The organism is Spirosoma sp. (assembly GCF_026391055.1).
In the GTDB taxonomy this organism is placed as follows: domain Bacteria; phylum Bacteroidota; class Bacteroidia; order Cytophagales; family Spirosomataceae; genus Spirosoma.
Genome location: NZ_JAPLET010000010.1, coordinates 358,725 through 375,701 on the forward strand (window position 1 = coordinate 358,725; position 16,977 = coordinate 375,701).

A 16,977-nucleotide genomic window follows, 5' to 3' on the forward strand; every position below is an offset into this window, starting at 1 on the left:
TTACAATTTACAAATCTAACCCAAACGCCGACAGCGTAACGAACTCACTTACCCGCGCCTGAATTTCTTCCTGCGTCAGGTTCATAATCCGCTCAGCACCGAATTTTTCGACACAGAACGACGCCATGGCCGACCCATAAATAATGGCCCGCTTCATGTTATCGAACGAGATATCGTCGGTTTTGGCTAAGTGACCAATGAAGCCTCCGGCAAAGGTATCTCCCGCGCCAGTTGGGTCAAATACCTCTTCGAGGGGAAGTGCAGGAGCAAAGAAAATCTGGCCTTCGCTGAACAGTAATGCACCGTGCTCGCCTTTTTTGATGATAACGGTTTGCGGTCCTAAGGACCGAATTTTAGCCGCTGCTTTCACCAGTGAGTACTCGCGGGTAAGCTGGCGGGCCTCTTCGTCATTGACAACCAGCACGTCGACCAGCTTGAGCAGGTTCATCAGATCGGGATTGGCAATTTCGATCCAAAGGTTCATGGTGTCGAGCACTATGAGTTTGGGCCGCTTGTGCAACCGCTCGATCACCATCTGCTGGATGGCTGGAGCCGTGTTGCCCAGCATCAGGTAGTCGCAATCCTGATACGAATCCGGAATGATGGGGTTAAAATGCTCCATCACGTTTAGCTGCACCTCAACCGTATCGCGGCTGTTCATGTCGTTGTGGTACTTCCCCGACCAGAAGAAGGTCTTCTCCCCCTGCCGAATTTCAAGACCATCGGTAGTAATACCGTGCTGATGAAGGTCGTCAATCATGGACTGCGGGAAGTCGTCGCCAACGACCGCTACCAGATTGTTTTTTTCTACGAAATACGACGCCGACAGAGTAATGTATGTAGCGGCACCACCAATGATTTTGTCGGTTTTGCCGAACGGGGTTTCCAGCGCATCGAACGCTACGGAACCAACGGTAAGTAAGCTCATTGTTTGTCTGGGCCAAGCTCCCGTTTGGCCCGTTGGAGTTATAGTTACATGACCAGGCGGGAACGGCCCGCTGTAGCGGCCTGGCGCAGGCAATTATTTTTTCCGCCCAATAACCGGGCAGCGTTTAAACGGCTTTGTTTCGTCGAATAGCTTGCGGTAGGTGACGTGTGTCTTCACAATTTTTGAGCCCAGCTGACTCACAAACCGCACCATAATTGGGTTGAAGTCGCCCACCCAGTTCATTTCCAGTTCCGTGTATTGAAAGTTGGGGTTATTGTCGGCTTCGTGCGGCATTCGTAAGGCAATAGCCGCTTCCACACCTTTTCCCTGATGCTCAGGCGCTACACCGAACACCACGCCAAACGCTTTCCGGTTGGTCTTCAACAGCATATGCCACAGGAACTTCAGCTTACCAACCAAATCCAGCTTACCGTTCACATGCTTAAATACTTGGTTTAGCTCGGGCAGGCAAACGAAGAAGGCAACCGGTTCGTCCTGATAATAAGCGAAGTAGATGATTTTCTCGTCGATAACTGGTTTCAACTTCTGCATAAGCAGCTGCGCCTGTGCCGCCGACATTTCCTTTACGCCACTATGTCCGCCCCAGGCCGCGTTATAAATATGCCGAAACTGCTCGGCTGCGGCTGGTAACTGCTTTTTGTCGATGGTTCGGAACGTATAGTCCGGATTCTGATAAATGCGCTGAGCCCGGTCTTTCACTGCCTGCGACATATCCACCAGTTTCGACCAGGTGGTTGGAATCCCAAACGTGTATTGCTTGAAATAATCCTTGAACCCGTAGTTTTCGAAGAGTGGAATGTAATACAGCTTGGTGTATGGCATGCAGTAATTAGGCTCCCGGTCAAAGCCGTCTACCAGCAACCCCCACCAGCGGTCGCGGTCGCCGAAGTTGATGGGGCCATCCATCGCTTCCATTCCCCGACTCTGCAACCAGGCTTTGCCCGCATCGAACAGCGCAAAAGCCGCAGCTTGGTCGTCTATGCACTCGAAGAAACCCAATCCGCCCGTGGGCTGGTCGTTGTCGAGGTTAGCGATTTCACGATCAACAAAAGCCGCCACACGGCCAATAGTTTCACCTTTATCGTTCAGCAACAGAAACCGGACGCATTCGCCGTGTTCGAAACGCTTGTTACGACCCGGATCGAATACTTCTTCGACGTCAGCATCCAGCGGCCTGATCCAGCATGAATCGGTCCGATAGAGACGTACGGGAAACTGAATAAATTCTTTCTTGTATTGGGCGTTTTCGCCTACCTCAACTACCTGCATTACAGAACCGGAGCCGGTCAATTTTCAAAATGAAATGCGAATATAGCCAAAAGCATCCGGGCTACCGTTTTCCGCCGAACAATCCCTAACTTTGGGTGCCTGTTTTTGACCCGGCCACCGCCGAACAAAACCAGTAGTATGACCTAACATCGAATGCAACCACTTCAGTTATACAATACGCTTTCCCGCAAAAAAGAACCGTTCGTAGCGCTCAATGCGCCTTATGTAGGTATGTATGTTTGCGGCCCCACGGTATACAACTACGTTCACCTGGGCAATGTCCGCACCTTTCTGACCTTCGATACACTGTATCGGTATCTGACGTTCATCGGCTATAAAGTCCGCTATGTCCGCAACCTGACCGATGTAGGCCACCTCGTGGGCGATGGTGATGATGGTGAAGATAAAATTGGCCGCATGGCCAAGCTCGAAAAAGTAGAACCGATGGAAATTGTTCAACGGTTCACCAACGACTTCCATACGGTGATGGCGCAGTTCAACACCTTCCCGCCAAGCATCGAACCAACGGCCACCGGCCATATGGTTGAGCAGATCGAAGCGGTGCAGGCCTTACTTGCCAACGGGCTGGCTTACGAGTCTAACGGCTCAGTTTATTTTGACATTGACACCTACAACAAGCGGGGCGGCAATTACGGAAAACTATCAGGCCGTATTCTGGATGATCTGCTAAACGAAACCCGCGAGTTGGACGGCCAGTCCGAGAAACGGAGTCCGCTTGATTTTGCCATCTGGAAACGGGCCGCTCCCGAACACCTCATGCGCTGGAATTCGCCCTGGGGCGAAGGCTTTCCGGGCTGGCACCTGGAATGTACCTGCATGAGTACCAAATACTTAGGCAAGCAATTTGACATTCACGGTGGCGGCATGGACCTTAAGTTCCCGCACCACGAATGCGAAATTGCGCAGGGCGACGGCTTAACCGGTGTCGATCCGGTTCGGTACTGGATGCACTCGAACATGCTAACGGTAAACGGGCAGAAAATGTCGAAGTCGCTGGGTAACTCCTTCCTGCCTGCCGAGCTTTTTGCTGGTAGCCACCCCCTGCTCGACCAGCCTTACAGTCCCATGACGGTGCGTTTCTTCATGCTCCAATCGCACTACCGAAGCACCCTCGACTTCTCGAACGACGCGCTGAAAGCCGCTCAAAAAGGCTATCGGCGGTTAGCAAATGGCCTGCGGGTCATCAAAACGCTGTCGTACCCGTCGGATGCAGAAGCAGAAAACGGCGTGGCTGTTGACGAGGCTAAACAGAAAGAGATTCAGAAGGCTGTTCAACAGTTTTACGATGCGATGAACGACGACCTGAATACAGCCGTAGCCATTGCCCAGTTATTTACGCTGTTGAAGTATGTGAATATGCTGTATTTGAACCAGCTCCAGGCGGCTGTTCTTGGCGAAGAAACAGTCAATCTTCTAAAAGAGTCGTTTGTAACTTTCATGCAGGATGTGCTCGGTTTGCTTGAAGAAGGAGCTACCAATCAACCTGTTCTGGAAGGGCTGTTAACACTTTATAAAGAGTACAAAGAGCAGCGTCAATACGACAAGGTGGATCAGATTCGTTCGTACTTTAAAGCACAGGGACTGGCTATCAAAGACATGAAACACCAGATTGACTGGGCGTACGAAGAATAATGTCCGGGGCAGGCCGCTATGGCGGACCGTTCCAGCCTGACCTACCTAAAAAAAATGACGGGCTAATCTGGAGATTGGCCCAGACCCACAAGAATGACCAAATCATCTTTAATTCTCGTTCCGGCCCTGTTACTCCTGACGGCCGGTGCCTGCCGAACCAAGCAGTCGCAAACCGACGCTACACAGACTACAGAGCAATCTGCCACAGTCTCCGCGCCAGCTTTCAATGCTGATTCAGCTTACGCTTACGTAGATCAGCAGGTAAAGTTTGGGCCACGCGTGCCCAATACGCCCGCACACGTTCAGACGGGCAACTACCTGGCCGATAAGCTAAGGCAGTTTGGCTGTGAGGTGACGGAACAAACGTTTGTGGCCACGACCTGGGATGGCAAAAAGCTGAATGCCCGCAATATTATTGGAGCTATCAACCCCAAAGCAACAAAGCGGATTGTGCTGGCCTCACACTGGGATTCGCGCCCTCATGCTGACGCCGATTTAGATAAAGCGGATCAGAATAAACCTGTTACGGCTGCCAACGACGGAGCCAGTGGTGTTGGCGTTTTGCTGGAGCTGGCGCGTACCATCCAACAAAGCCAGCAAAAGCCTTCCGTTGGTATTGACATTATTTTCTTCGATGCCGAAGACTGGGGTAACGGAGAAAAGGCCGCCGGCGACTTTGAAAAGGAAAGCGGTAATCAGTACGATTACATCGGTTTCTGCCTGGGTTCACGACATTGGGCGAAAAACCTGCATAAACCAGGCTACTCTGCTTATTACGGCATCTTGCTGGACATGGTTGGCGCCAAAGGTGCTACGTTTGCCAAAGAAGGGCTCTCCATGCAGTTTGCGCCAACGGTGGTCAATAATGTTTGGCAAACAGCCAGCCGGGCGGGTTACAGTCAATATTTTATCGACACACCCGGCGGTCAAATCACTGACGACCACGTGGCACCGAACACCATCGCCAAGATTCCGATGATCGACATCATTCATACAAACATTGGCACAGGAGGCTTCTTTCCGGCCTGGCACACCGCTGAAGATAACATGAGCAATATTGACCGAGGCACGTTAAAAGCCGTTGGGCAAACGCTGCTACAGGTACTTTACAACGAGCAACAATAACAACGAAAGGCACCGCTCAGACGGTGCCTTTCTGCTAAGCCATCAATACACTATGAAGTTCTTTTACGCAGCTTTCGCTGTTATGCTGGTAAGTGGGTGCAGTTCTACCCCCGACCAGTTTGGTAAACTTGATATAAAAAAGTGGCGGGGCGACCGGGGCGGTTGCTACGGCATCCGGGCTACACTTGAGCCAGACTTTAGAGCCGAAATTCAGAACCTGAAAGGAAAGTCGGCCAACGAAATCGGCGAACTCCTCGGCCGACCGGACGTGAACCAAATCGCCGACCGAAACCAAAAGTTTTACATTTACTTCCTCGAAAAAGGTCCTCAGTGCGATCAGGCAGGCACCAAATCGACCAGCCGGTCGGTGGCCATTCGAATGAGCGCCATTGGTCTGGCCACGGAAGTTACGTTCCAGAACGGTATTCCGTGAAATGTACCCACGGGTTTTAACCCGTGATTAAACAAAGAATACGTAATCCTATAACACGGGTTAAAACCCATGGGTACATTACACATAAAATTTCTTCCGTTCAATCATTTCCTCTACCACGTCCGGCACCATGTAACGAATGGACCGGTTGGCACGGATGCTATCGCGAATAAACGTAGCAGATATATCTAAAAGGGGAGCTTCGACGAGCCGGACGTTCGGGTGGACCTTGAATTTACTCTCTTTGCTTCTGGGCCTTGGATAAACGTATAATCCGTAATATTCCAGAATCTTATCGTAGTTCTTCCAATTGGAAAACTGCTCCAGATTGTCTTCGCCCATTATAAGCCGGAACGTGTGTTGTGGGTATTTCTCGGTAAGGCGGGCCAGTGTATCGATGGTGTAGCTAGGCTTGGGCATCGAAAACTCAATGTTCGTTGCTTTCAGGCGGCTGTTATCGGCAATGGCCCGTTCAACCATATCGAGCCGGTCGAACTCGTGCAACAGGCTTTTCGTCTTCTTAAATGGATTCTGGGGCGACACCACAAACCACACCTGCTCGAGGTCTGTTGTAGTGGCCATGGTATTGGCTATAATCAGATGCCCAATATGAATCGGGTTGAAAGAGCCGAAGAATAAACCAATTTTCATAGGAGTGAGGAGTTGGGAGTGAGGAGTGAGAATGGCTGACACGAAGCATAAGGAGTTGCGTCAGCCATTCTCACTCCCCGCTCCCAACTCCTAATACTGTTAAATAATATTCCCCTTCACGGGCACTTTGTTCCCTCTCACGAAATCATCGACCAGCTTCTGGGCTTTTTGGAGCGATGTTTCCAAGTCGTCGTTTACCAGAATTACATCGAAGCGGTCTTGAAAGCTCATTTCGAAGTGAACTTTAAATAGCCGTTTAGACAGGCTTTCTTCTGTTTCGGAGCCGCGGCCAATCAGGCGTTGACGCAGGGTTTCTTCGTCGGGCACTTTGACGAAAACGGCCAGTGCTTTGTCCCCATAGTATTCCTTTAGTTTCAGTCCTCCCTGTACATCCACATCGAACAATACATGTTTACCGCTCTTCCAGAGCCGTTCGATCTCTGACTTAAGGGTTCCGTAGAACGCGCCTACATAGACTTCTTCCCACTCAACAAATTCGTCGTTATCTATTCGCTGCTTAAATTCTTCTGGTGTTAGGAAGTAATAATCCTTGCCATTCTCTTCGGCACGGCCCCGACGGTCGCGGGTGCAGGCTGAAATGGAAAAGCCGAGATTGTTGTTCTCGGCCAGCAAATGCTTGACAATGGTAGTTTTGCCCGAACCGGAAGGGGCAGAAAAGATGATTAGTTTACCGTCCACGGCAGGTTATCAATTGGGTGAATCTATAATAAAATTGGGGTAATCAAGGTTAGCTTTGACAGCATCGCCCTAATTACCCCAATCAAATCTCTTCAGGAATTAGCTAAACGTCAGGATCTTGGATTTGATCGTTGCCACTAACTGTTCAGGGCAGCACTTCTTCTCCATTCGCTTCGTTAATAACTCTTTTACCTCTTGTTCGAGGTGATACATTTGGATACACGGTTGACAGGATACCAGATTAGCTTTTAACCGGGCGAGTTGCTGATCTGTAGCCTCTCCATCCAGAATCAACTGAATCATCTTCAAGCAGTCGACCTGATGGTCGCAATGTTCTTTCATCTGTGGCTTGGAATCTGATGAAGAAGATGATAGTGACGACGACGTTTGCATTGGAAAAATTTTATTTATTCCAAGAATAATAATACGTTAAGTTATTAGCAGAACCAAAATAGAGTTATAAAAAGTTCGGTTTATTCTTCACTTTCTTCATTATAACCCATTGATGATGCGTAATCACGCAATTTTTCTTTCAACAGGTTACGAGCTCTATGCAGGCGGGACCGTACGGTTCCTATTGGTATATCCAAAATTTTGGCCATCTCCTCGTACGTAAATCCTTCGATGTCGCAGAGAATAATGACTGTCCGAAAATCAACAGGCAACGAGTTCAGTGCCGTGGCTACTTCATCGCCGATCAAGTCAGAAACGGACTCGGCCCGGAGGTCGACCGTGTGTTCGGATTCAGCGTCTTCAGAGTTATAGGTCGTTTCGACGTCCTGATAATCTACCTTAGCTGGCTCTTTACTTTTCTTCCGGTAATCGTTAATGAAGCTGTTCTTCAGTATTCGAAACAGCCATGCTTTTGCGTTAGTTCCTTGCTCAAATGACGAAATAAACCTGAATGCTTTCAGATAGGTATCCTGCACCAGATCATTGGCGTCGTCCTCATCGGTGGTCAGTCGAAAGGCAAAATTGTACATGGAGTCAATGTGGGGCATGAACTCCTTATTGAAAACCTGATATTTCTGCTCGTCGGTATAACGGCGAGCGGGTGTATCAGCCGATGGCTGATCGACGGGACCCCCGTCTGGTAATAAATGGTCTGGTCCGGACGGGCCGCCGTGGTCCGGCATTCCGTGATCCGGCATTCCGGTGCGGTCCTGGTCGTCGCGAGTTGGCGTATCTGACATAACTTCGGGTATAGTCGCCATAAAAGTAAGAGTAAATTGCCGTTGTACCGTCGGCAGGACCCAACGAATTGAATAATTATGGAAAACCAATCCGCCGAATCGTATCTGAGGTTGACTACAAAAATCAATCCTTTGTTCAAAAAAAAGGTTTAAAATCAGGCTAATATGACGATTTGGCAGTGAACGTTTCAACATCTGTCAACGTTAAAGCCGGTCAATTGCTATCTAGATAAAATAGCAATTGACCGGCTTTACCTACTTAACAGGCCGTTTAAGCAGTTATTGACTTAAAATAGCGCTTCAGCCACGAATCTGTAGCCCGAATCCGCCAGTCTGACAGGAATTCCGCTTTTGTTTTAACCAATGTGTTGAATACCGTCGTGTCGGGTGTCAGGTATCCGTTTGCTACCGCTTCCTTAATAGCTGGCAGGGCAATGGTCTGTACAGAACCATCAGCAGCCTGCACAGCGGCCGAACGGTCGAAAAAATCAATGCCAAGGTGACGACCTATTTCCTGAATCGTTCGCATGGATGAATCGATGGAGCAGCCACTTGGCAGGGTATACCCTTCATCGACACCAACCACAACAAAGCGACTCTCAACAACCCGTGCAGCGGCCAGTAACGGTTGCCCATGTGCCGCCCACTGACTTAGAGCAGGCTGCAAAGCCTGCTCAATCGTTTTCACATCGGCGTCGCTCAACGCACGATTTGCCTGGTAAACCCATACACGGGCTGCCTCCGGCAATTTGTCAAAATCAATGTACATGGTTACTGAATAAATGTAAAATGAATAATGTAAATTGAATAATTGGAGTTGCTTACATGGTCAACTAAATGAAATGCTCAGACTCACCCATTTTACATTATTCATTAAAATTATAACCCCTGGCCTTGGGCGATGAGTTCCGAGATGTCGTAGACGCGGACGGAATCTTCTTTGTTCTTATTCTTAACACCGTCCGACATCATGGTCATACAGAACGGACACGCCACGGCGATGGTATCGGCACCGGTGCCGAGTGCTTCTTCAACCCGTTCAACGTTTACATCTTTCTTACCCGGCTCCGGTTCTTTAAAATATTGACCACCGCCTGCGCCACAGCAGAGTCCGTTGGCGCGAACGCGCTTCATCTCGACCAGATCTGCATCCAGGGCGGCTAGAACCTCACGGGGCGCTTCGTATATTTTGTTGGCACGGCCCAGGTAGCAGGAGTCATGAAAGGTAATCCGACGCCCTTTGAACGACTCGCCATCTTTCACCCGCACCCGGCCCTCATTGATCAGTCCCTGTAAGAACTGCGAGTGGTGGATAACTTCGTAGTTACCGCCCAACTCAGGATATTCGTTTTTAAGCGTATTGAAGCAATGGGGACAGGCCGTTACGATTTTCTTAACGTTATATCCGTTCAGCACCTGAATGTTGGACATTGCCTGCATTTGAAACAGAAACTCGTTTCCAGCTCGACGGGCCGGATCGCCGGTACAACCTTCTTCCGGCCCCAATACGGCGAATTTAATGCCTACATGGTTCAGGATACGGACGAAGGCAATGGTTACGCGTTTGTACCGGTCATCAAACGAGCCAGCACAGCCAACCCAAAACAGAATTTCGGGTTCTTCGCCCGAAGCGGCCATGTCGGCCATAGTTGGTACTTTATATGTCTTTTCAGTCGTCATTATCAGTTGTGTTTGAGCATTCTGTTTAGGATAGACCTGAAACCGAATTATTGAAAGACGTTAATCATTCACCTGGTCAGCCCAGTTAAAGCGGTCGCTGGGTGAGAATTTCCAGGGGGCCATATTGTTTTCGATATTACTGAACATCGCATTCCAAGAGGCAGGTGCCTGTGATTCCTCCATGACGCGATACCGGCGCAATTGCAGGATAATGTCCAGCGGATTAATATTGATCGGACAGGCCATTACACAGGCCTGGCAGGTGGTGCAGGCATTGAGTTCTTCGGCGGTGATATAATCGTTCAGCAGGGATTTATCGTCGCGGTAGTCTGGCCCGTTCGTTTTCCAACCCTGCTGAATTTCTTCGAGCCGATCGCGGGTGTCCATCATGATCTTGCGGGGCGACAGTTTCTTACCCGTGATGTTAGCCGGACAAGCCGCCGTACAACGCCCACACTCGGTGCAGCTATACGCGTTCATCAGGTTGATCCATTTCAGATCCTGCACATCTTTAGCCCCGAAGCGGCCAATTTCGGCTGGAGAATCCACCGCACCGGCGGACTGGCTGGGCTGCTCGCCATTATCATTCGTCTGCGAACCGTCTGCTTCGGTAGTAACCGGCAAGCCAAGGGCGAGTTGAACTTCTTTGGTAATTTCAGGCATGTTCTGCATCTCGCCTTTGGGTTGCAGGTCGGAGAAGTAGACATTCGGGAAACCGAGTGCGATGTGCAAGTGCTTTGAGTATGTAACATAAACTGCAAAGGCCAGAATGCCCAGGATATGCAACCACCAGGCAATACGTTCGTAGGCCACCAGGCCTGTATCGTTAAAACCGGCAAATAGCGGCTTCAGGTACTGGCTAATAATAAAATCGGGCACAATACCCTGTAACTCGCCATAATGGCCAACACCCCGGTCGCGCAGTACGCTGTCTGATGCATTCCAGGTCAGAAACGCGATCATGAGCAGAATTTCGGCGGTTAGAATGATAGCAGCATCAGTTTGGGGCCAGCGAGCCATCTCGCGGTGGCGCTCCGGCTGAAACCTACTTACTTTCGCCACAAACCGACGGCACAGGAACACCACACAAACGGCCAGCACCCCAAAAGCCAGTATCTCAAATATGTTGATCAGAAAGGGATAAACAGGCGTAATGTAAGGCGCAAATAGCCGGTGCGTTCCCAGAACACCATCCAGAATAATCTCCAGAATTTCGAGGTTGATGATAATGAACCCGGCATAAATGATAAAGTGCATGACACCAACCAGTGGATTGGTGAACATCTTCTTCTGACCGAAGGCAACCAGAAGCATTGTTTTTAATCGCTCATCGGCATGATCGGTTCGGTTTTCGGCGCGTCCGAGTTTAATAGCCCGTGAAATGAGCTGGATTCGCTTGGTTATGTACCAGGCCACGGCTGCTAAAGCCGCGACAAATAAAATTTGTTGAAAAATTTCCATTCGTTTAAGGGAGTTCTTCTGTCTGACAATCAATCATTTGACGTCGACTACACTAATTCACAAAAAATATTCTTTAAAATATGCTTGCACAAACCCGATCAATAAGTACTTTTGCACCCACGTTTCAGGGTGATGTAGCTCAGTTGGTAGAGCAAAGGACTGAAAATCCTTGTGTCGGCGGTTCGATTCCGTCCATCACCACCACCCTAACGCAAGCCTTCCCAATTGGGAAGGCTTTTTTTGTATACTGTACTTTTAAAAGGGCGCTGCATATACTGATTCAATTGACATTGCCTAATAATAGTATGCGTGCATACTATTATACCAACGGCAAATATACTGCTTTCGGTATATCTAACAAGTGTATACTGGGGTTGTTTTGGATTTAAACCAGACGGAGCCTTAAGGTACTAAACAGCAAGATGCTGTTTGTAGGAAATATGATAAACGTACCAAACAGCATGTTTCTGTCTGGCACACCCGATACGTCCACTATTTCACCGCATCCATGTTAATACCGATGGCCCGCATCAGCTGACTGGCATTGAAACTCTGGCAAATACCATTGCGGAGTTTATAGTCGAAGACGAGTTGGCCGTTCAGGAGGTCGGACTGGAAATGGTAGTTGCGCACAAAGCCATCAGCATCGGTAAGTTGACCCAGTTCAAGATCGTGGGTAGACACAAAGCCAGATGCAGTTGTGTGGTGTAACTGACGAATAAGGGCCTCAGCGCCCCGATGGCGGTCGGCGGAGTTCGTACCTTTCAATATCTCATCCAGAAAATACAGAACAGGTAAGGAGTTTTTAGAGGAAACTGATGCTGACTTATCCGGGTTTGTCAGGCCAATAAGCGTTTGAAGGCGCTTGAGTTCAGCATAGAACGAGGAGGTGCTTTCTTCAAGTGAATCCTGTGTGCGCATGCTCGTAAACACTTGTACGGGCGAACACCGAAAGCGTTCGGCACGCACCACACCCCCAGCTAATGCCAGCACTACATTTGTGCCTACTGTTCGTAGAAACGTGCTTTTCCCCGACATATTGGAGCCGGTAATCAGGACGGTTTGTCCAGCACCACGCAAAATCAGCGAATTGGCTATACTGTTGTTCTCTGCTAGTAACGGATGGGCTGCCGAGGTTAATTCCAGTACAAACTTATCATCAACGATTTCGGGAGTTGCATAGGACGGGTGCGCATACGCGAAACCAGTCAGGCTATTGAGGGCTTCCAGCTCGCCCAGTGCCTCGAACCACAAACTGAGTGCCGGTCCATGCGTTTGTCGCCAGTGTTCAAGCTTTATTAGATAGTGAATGTCCCAAAGCGTTGCTACGCCAAGCAGCAACGCGAAATAAGGATTGCGTCGGAAATTCAAGCCCTCGGTGAGTCGTCCGAGCTGGCCAATGGCTGCGGAAGCAGATTGTTTAGTATCAGACGTTAGCGCCTGTCGGATTGCGCGCAATCGAACAGTATCTCCCTTCACCCCTTCGGCTTGCTTAAACAACGCTTGATACGCCCGAAGTGCCGTTGCTATTTCGAATGTCTGCTCACTAACCCCTTTAGCACGCGCTGAAATTTGATTGAGTACAAGACCATGCCCCGCCAGTGCCAGCAGCACGGCGGCTCCCTGAACGTAACCCAGTAGCCACCCGATAAATAAACCTATGGTAATTGCGGGAAAGAGAAAACGGACAATCGATAAGTAACCCGGTAGTGGCTCGCTTTCCGCTGTTGCCCATTTCACGAGGGAATCCGGCGACTGGTTGATGGTTGGCTCTGTATAGGCCAGCGCTTCCAACTGCTGACGCCATTCCAGTTGCGGTTTAAGCTCCGCTACAGCCTCCTGACGCAATCGGACAGCGTCTGGAGCAGAAGATGCCTTCAGCCACTTTGCCAGACGTCTCTGCCCCTCGTACGTATGCGTACGATTGAGTAGCCGAAAAAGTGAGTGCTTGCCAAATACGTCTAAATCGCCGGCATAAGAGTGAGTAGGGCTTGAGAACCGTTCGCCGGTTTCCGGGCGCAGGTACTGACGTTTTAGCCGGGCCACTTCGTCCTGATTGACAAAGGCCAACTGGTGATACAAATCCCGCTCCTTACGAATGGTCTGGTGCTTTTTCAATAGCAGCATAAACCCAATCAGGCCGACCAGCAAAACGCCAGCCGCAGCTAGCTGCTGATCGAACCGAGCAAGCAGCCAAACTCCGGCAACAGCGCCAACAAACCAGATAAGCCGCCAGAAGGCCAGTTGATTATAGTTGCCTTGAGCAGCCTGTTCTTTCTGACTGAACTCCTGCTGACGTTCGAGAAAAGCGGTTTCTGGGGGCATTCGGTAGTGAGTAACGCGGACGGTCGGCCGTTGCCGGGGAAATCCGCGACTGATGGAGAAAAAACGTGGACGTTGTTAAAGGCGGGTGGGCCCGCGTTACCCGCCAGGCTACCTATTACAATCCTGGCAAACGCCTTGGATAAGCAGGTTCATTTCCTTTCGGTTATAGCCTTCGGGCAACGGAATGGCCGGTATACTGACTTTATCAAGGCAAGTCGTTTGCCCGCAGGTCTCGCACTTGAAATGGACGTGATCGTGGTGATGATGGCCTTCCGAACAGTTGTCGCGGCAAAGGGCGTATTTCGTGCCGCCCTCGTCGTCCAGCACTTTATGCAACAGTCCTTTATCCAGAAACGTCCGCAGCGTTCGATAGATCGTTACCCGGTCATGATCGGGACCGAGGCCGTTTTCGACATCGTTATGAGCCAGTGCGTGACCGGCATTCAGAAACAAATCAAGGACTTCCTCCCGGCCATTGGTGTGGCGAAGGTTGAAGGCTTTCAGGGTTTTAGCGGCCAGGGTCATAATTTATGAATGGAAAATGTGTGATGCATAATGTATAATGGAAGTTGATCTGTTTTTCTGTACCCCTCATCATACATTATGCATTATCAACTATTCTATCGTTTCAAACTGTAATTTGACCAGATTCGCATAGATGCCGTCTTCCTGGGTAGCCAATTCGTCGTGAGTACCCGCTTCGGCAATCTGCCCTTCGCGCATCACGTAAATCATGTCTACTTTACGGATGGTGGCCAGCCGGTGGGCAATAATGATCGTTGTACGGTTTTGCATCAGAATGTCCAGTGCTTCCTGAACGAGCCGCTCCGATTCGGCATCGAGCGAACTCGTTGCTTCGTCCAGAATCAGAATGGCGGGATCTTTCAGAATAGCGCGTGCAATGGCAATACGCTGCCGCTGGCCACCGGATAGTTTGACACCGCGCTCACCAACAATTGTTTGTAATCCTTCCGGGAAGGAGTCGATAAATTGAAGCGCATTGGCTTTGCGGGCGGCTTCACGCACTTCGGTTTCCGACGCACCGGGTTTACCATACTGAATGTTTTCGAGGATGGTTCCGCCAAAGAGCATGACTTCCTGTGGCACCACAGCAATATTTTTGCGTAATTCTGTTACGTTGAAACCCAGTAAGTCGCGGCCGTCTACCGTAATCTGACCACCGCCAATTTGGTAATACCGCATCAGCAACTGAACAATCGTCGATTTTCCGGCTCCGCTCTGGCCCACCAGCGCAATTTTCCGACCGGCAGCTACATTAAGCGTTATCCCTTTCAGTACGGATACATCCGGACGCGATGGGTACGAGAACCGGACATCGTTGAACTGAACATTACCAAGCACGGGTACAAACAATGGTGTTTCTTCGGCAGCATTTACTTCTGATGGTTCTTCAAGAATTTCAAGAATTCGCTCCGAAGCACCAATTGTCTTTTGTAGCTGAGCGTATAAATCGCCCATACCTGCTACCGACCCGCCAATGAAGGTTGTGTAAACAATAAACGTCAGCAGGTCAGCAAACGGCATCTCGTTGGAAATCACTAGTGAACCACCGTACCAGACAACCCCGATAATACCGCCAAAGAGGGCGAAAATCACGAATGAGACAAATACCCCCCGGAACCGTGCCGCCCGCAGTGCGGTGTTGACCACCCGCTCCAGTGCTGTTCCGTACCGGTTGATTTCCAGCCTCTCGTTGGTAAATGCCTTCACCACGTTTACCGACTGGAGGGTCTCCTCCACAATAATGTTGGCCTGCGCCAGCAAATCCTGCGCCTGTTTTGACAGTTTACGGATAAACCGACCGAAGACCATAGCTGCCACAATGATAACCGGAAAGGTTGCCAGCATAAACAGCGTTAGCTTCCAGGAAACGTAAAAAATGATAGCCGTACCAATGGTAAGCGTGCCAACCTGCCGGAACAATTCGGCCACGGTCAGCGTCAGTACATCCTGTAACTGCGAAATATCGGCCGAGATTCGACTGGTTAATTCGCCCACGCGCCGTTGCTCGAAAAACGGAATCGGCAGAGTAATGATCTTGCTGTAAGCCGCCCGACGCACATCGGCCATGGCCCGCTCACTTACCTGTGAGAAAAAGTAAATTCTAAAAAATGAGAAAATAGCCTGCGCTACCAGCACGCCCACAAAAAACAGCGTGACCTGATTGAGTGTAAACGCCGATTTTCCCTGTATCACGCTCGTGATTTGCCCAATGAGCAAACCAAAACTCATCGTCGTGCCCGTCGACAGGATCAGGAACACAAAACCAATGATGTACTGAAACCGATAGGGTTTTACAAACCGAAATATGCTCAGTGCCTTTTTAAAGCCTTCGCGACTGATTTTCTTTTTATCCTCTTCGTTGGCTTCCTCGCCAAAACTTCGTCCCCGTTTTGCCATTGTTTTTGGTTGAATGGTGTAGTAGTGAATGGGTGCAGTTGTTTATTCCATTACGATCAACTACACGAATTCTCTACTATCACTACTTCACTATTCTTTCTGTCCTTTATAACCCGACTGCTCAAAAATCTGCCGGGCGTCGGCATTACGCATCAATTCCGAAATGCCAACACTACTGTGTTCATCGTGGTACCGGCCAACAATTCGCCAGCCTAACCACCGGCCAATCGCACCAGGGCAAGCCTGACCAATTTCGGCCGTAAAAGGCCGCTCGTTCAAATATCGCTGTTTTATAGCAGGACTCGTTTGGTACAAAAGCTGATTGTCAATAAAATGCGCCCAAACGATATCCTGCGCATTAAACGTTTGGGTTAGTTGTTTGTCTGTATATCCGATAATCAGGCTGTCGGCAATGGGTTCGCCGTTGATGTTAGGCAGCATAGTTTTGGTAAATACATAGCCTTTGCCGTAATAGACCATATCGGCCAGCATGGTTTGGTCGGCCCGGTTGGCTGCATTGTACTTGTCGGAAATAGCAAAGACAATGGCCGGAACGATGTACTGCTTCTGGTATCGGCGAAGAATATATTGAGGGAACTCCTGTGCGGGCGGATGGTATTTAGCTTTCGGCCCGGCAAAGTAATCGAGACCTATAACGATGAGGCTATCCGTAACGACTAAATCTGGACCAAGAAAACCCGTTACAACAGTAACCACCTTGGGCGACTTAAAATCAGGAAAGTCTTTTTTTATGTTTGTAAAGGCGTCGGCCAGTTGACTTTTCAGATCGGCCATATCACCAAACTCGGCCTGAATCTGGCGGTTAAGTTCATTCAATGCCGGATTTGTAACCCGGTTGGTCAATTCCCGGACGAGTGCTGTATCATTTCCGGCTCCGTTCGCGTTAAAGTACAATTGAGCCACGGCCGGATTCCGGTTTAATAATGTCCGAACACTATCGGGCGATTTACCGGGGAAAAGTTGCTGGTCGAGCCGGATAAGGGTAACCTCTTCGTTTTTAGTACACGAAGTCAGGGAAAAGAAGCAAAAAAGGCCTACAAGGGCCGACCATATTCGCATGAAAATCACGTGTTTTCAATATAGAAAACGTGCAAAAT

At 49.5% G+C, this 16,977-nt stretch carries 16 protein-coding genes and 1 tRNA gene; 4 read left to right on the forward strand and 13 right to left on the reverse strand.

The window, feature by feature from the left end:
• Positions 1-7 precede the first annotated feature (7 nt).
• On the reverse strand, positions 8-928 hold the full coding sequence (locus NT073_RS03905; protein WP_297369056.1) for a PfkB family carbohydrate kinase: 921 nt from the start codon (positions 926-928) through the stop codon (positions 8-10).
• A gap of 93 nt (positions 929-1,021) precedes the next feature.
• Entirely contained in the window at positions 1,022-2,218 is a 1,197-nt protein-coding gene (locus tag NT073_RS03910) for a hypothetical protein (protein ID WP_297369058.1), read from the reverse strand.
• 153 nt (positions 2,219-2,371) lie between these two features.
• Here NT073_RS03910 and cysS point away from each other — a divergent pair, with 153 nt between their 5' ends.
• The 3 genes from cysS to NT073_RS03925 all read left to right on the forward strand — a co-directional run bounded on the left by cysS (position 2,372) and on the right by NT073_RS03925 (position 5,429).
• Positions 2,372-3,871, forward strand: coding sequence for a cysteine--tRNA ligase (gene cysS, locus NT073_RS03915; protein ID WP_297369060.1), 1,500 nt, complete (start codon positions 2,372-2,374; stop codon positions 3,869-3,871).
• Between the two features lie 93 nt (positions 3,872-3,964).
• Positions 3,965-4,996 carry a M28 family peptidase gene (locus tag NT073_RS03920; protein ID WP_297369064.1) on the forward strand — a complete coding sequence of 344 codons (1,032 nt, stop codon included), beginning with the start codon at positions 3,965-3,967 and terminating at the stop codon, positions 4,994-4,996.
• Positions 4,997-5,048: 52 nt separating this feature from the next.
• Positions 5,049-5,429 carry a hypothetical protein gene (locus NT073_RS03925; RefSeq protein WP_297369067.1) on the forward strand — a complete coding sequence of 127 codons (381 nt, stop codon included), beginning with the start codon at positions 5,049-5,051 and terminating at the stop codon, positions 5,427-5,429.
• A 78-nt stretch (positions 5,430-5,507) separates the two neighbouring features.
• Here the strand turns inward: NT073_RS03925 and nadD are convergent, their stop codons facing one another.
• The 7 genes from nadD to NT073_RS03960 form a co-directional block, all read right to left on the reverse strand.
• Complete coding sequence (nadD, locus tag NT073_RS03930; RefSeq protein WP_297369070.1) at positions 5,508-6,080, reverse strand: nicotinate (nicotinamide) nucleotide adenylyltransferase; 573 nt, start codon at positions 6,078-6,080, stop codon at positions 5,508-5,510.
• 99 nt (positions 6,081-6,179) lie between these two features.
• Complete coding sequence (gmk, locus tag NT073_RS03935) at positions 6,180-6,779, reverse strand: guanylate kinase (protein ID WP_297369072.1); 600 nt, start codon at positions 6,777-6,779, stop codon at positions 6,180-6,182.
• A gap of 99 nt (positions 6,780-6,878) precedes the next feature.
• On the reverse strand, positions 6,879-7,121 hold the full coding sequence (locus tag NT073_RS03940; RefSeq protein ID WP_097129403.1) for a hypothetical protein: 243 nt from the start codon (positions 7,119-7,121) through the stop codon (positions 6,879-6,881).
• 131 nt (positions 7,122-7,252) lie between these two features.
• Positions 7,253-7,993 carry a sigma-70 family RNA polymerase sigma factor gene (locus tag NT073_RS03945; protein ID WP_297369079.1) on the reverse strand — a complete coding sequence of 247 codons (741 nt, stop codon included), beginning with the start codon at positions 7,991-7,993 and terminating at the stop codon, positions 7,253-7,255.
• A 250-nt stretch (positions 7,994-8,243) separates the two neighbouring features.
• Complete coding sequence (locus tag NT073_RS03950) at positions 8,244-8,741, reverse strand: hypothetical protein (RefSeq protein ID WP_297369082.1); 498 nt, start codon at positions 8,739-8,741, stop codon at positions 8,244-8,246.
• 110 nt (positions 8,742-8,851) lie between these two features.
• Entirely contained in the window at positions 8,852-9,652 is an 801-nt protein-coding gene (locus NT073_RS03955; RefSeq protein WP_041617653.1) for a (Fe-S)-binding protein, read from the reverse strand.
• 60 nt (positions 9,653-9,712) lie between these two features.
• On the reverse strand, positions 9,713-11,113 hold the full coding sequence (locus tag NT073_RS03960) for a 4Fe-4S dicluster domain-containing protein (protein ID WP_297369088.1): 1,401 nt from the start codon (positions 11,111-11,113) through the stop codon (positions 9,713-9,715).
• Positions 11,114-11,241: 128 nt separating this feature from the next.
• On the opposite strand from NT073_RS03960, the gene NT073_RS03965 reads away from it, so the two are divergent.
• Positions 11,242-11,317: transfer RNA gene (locus tag NT073_RS03965), tRNA-Phe, on the forward strand.
• 288 nt (positions 11,318-11,605) lie between these two features.
• On the opposite strand, the gene NT073_RS03970 is transcribed toward NT073_RS03965, so the two are convergent.
• The 4 genes from NT073_RS03970 to NT073_RS03985 form a co-directional block, all read right to left on the reverse strand.
• Positions 11,606-13,438 carry a DNA mismatch repair protein MutS gene (locus NT073_RS03970; protein ID WP_297369090.1) on the reverse strand — a complete coding sequence of 611 codons (1,833 nt, stop codon included), beginning with the start codon at positions 13,436-13,438 and terminating at the stop codon, positions 11,606-11,608.
• Positions 13,439-13,546: 108 nt separating this feature from the next.
• Positions 13,547-13,963 (reverse strand): transcriptional repressor, encoded by a 417-nt coding sequence (locus NT073_RS03975; protein WP_297369093.1) that lies wholly within the window; start codon positions 13,961-13,963, stop codon positions 13,547-13,549.
• A 90-nt stretch (positions 13,964-14,053) separates the two neighbouring features.
• The gene (locus tag NT073_RS03980) at positions 14,054-15,859 is read right to left on the reverse strand and encodes an ABC transporter transmembrane domain-containing protein (RefSeq protein WP_297369096.1); all 1,806 of its coding nucleotides are present in this window, start codon (positions 15,857-15,859) and stop codon (positions 14,054-14,056) included.
• A 90-nt stretch (positions 15,860-15,949) separates the two neighbouring features.
• A complete protein-coding gene (locus NT073_RS03985; RefSeq protein ID WP_297369099.1) occupies positions 15,950-16,939 on the reverse strand; it encodes a gliding motility protein in 990 nt (329 codons plus the stop codon).
• Positions 16,940-16,977 lie beyond the last annotated feature (38 nt).

Bases quoted from the DNA above. Each gene is read 5' to 3' on its own strand.
- NT073_RS03960 (WP_297369088.1), bottom strand. From the start codon at position 11,113: ATGGAAATTTTTCAACAAATTTTATTTGTCGCGGCTTTAGCAGCCGTG.
- NT073_RS03925 (WP_297369067.1), top strand. From the start codon at position 5,049: ATGAAGTTCTTTTACGCAGCTTTCGCTGTTATGCTGGTAAGTGGGTGC.
- NT073_RS03975 (WP_297369093.1), bottom strand. From the start codon at position 13,963: ATGACCCTGGCCGCTAAAACCCTGAAAGCCTTCAACCTTCGCCACACC.
- NT073_RS03945 (WP_297369079.1), bottom strand. From the start codon at position 7,993: ATGGCGACTATACCCGAAGTTATGTCAGATACGCCAACTCGCGACGAC.
- cysS (WP_297369060.1), top strand. From the start codon at position 2,372: ATGCAACCACTTCAGTTATACAATACGCTTTCCCGCAAAAAAGAACCG.
- nadD (WP_297369070.1), bottom strand. From the start codon at position 6,080: ATGAAAATTGGTTTATTCTTCGGCTCTTTCAACCCGATTCATATTGGG.
- NT073_RS03980 (WP_297369096.1), bottom strand. From the start codon at position 15,859: ATGGCAAAACGGGGACGAAGTTTTGGCGAGGAAGCCAACGAAGAGGAT.
- NT073_RS03985 (WP_297369099.1), bottom strand. From the start codon at position 16,939: ATGCGAATATGGTCGGCCCTTGTAGGCCTTTTTTGCTTCTTTTCCCTG.
- NT073_RS03940 (WP_097129403.1), bottom strand. From the start codon at position 7,121: ATGAAAGAACATTGCGACCATCAGGTCGACTGCTTGAAGATGATTCAG.
- NT073_RS03970 (WP_297369090.1), bottom strand. From the start codon at position 13,438: ATGCCCCCAGAAACCGCTTTTCTCGAACGTCAGCAGGAGTTCAGTCAG.
- NT073_RS03905 (WP_297369056.1), bottom strand. From the start codon at position 928: ATGAGCTTACTTACCGTTGGTTCCGTAGCGTTCGATGCGCTGGAAACC.
- NT073_RS03920 (WP_297369064.1), top strand. From the start codon at position 3,965: ATGACCAAATCATCTTTAATTCTCGTTCCGGCCCTGTTACTCCTGACG.
- NT073_RS03955 (WP_041617653.1), bottom strand. From the start codon at position 9,652: ATGACGACTGAAAAGACATATAAAGTACCAACTATGGCCGACATGGCC.
- NT073_RS03950 (WP_297369082.1), bottom strand. From the start codon at position 8,741: ATGTACATTGATTTTGACAAATTGCCGGAGGCAGCCCGTGTATGGGTT.
- NT073_RS03910 (WP_297369058.1), bottom strand. From the start codon at position 2,218: ATGCAGGTAGTTGAGGTAGGCGAAAACGCCCAATACAAGAAAGAATTT.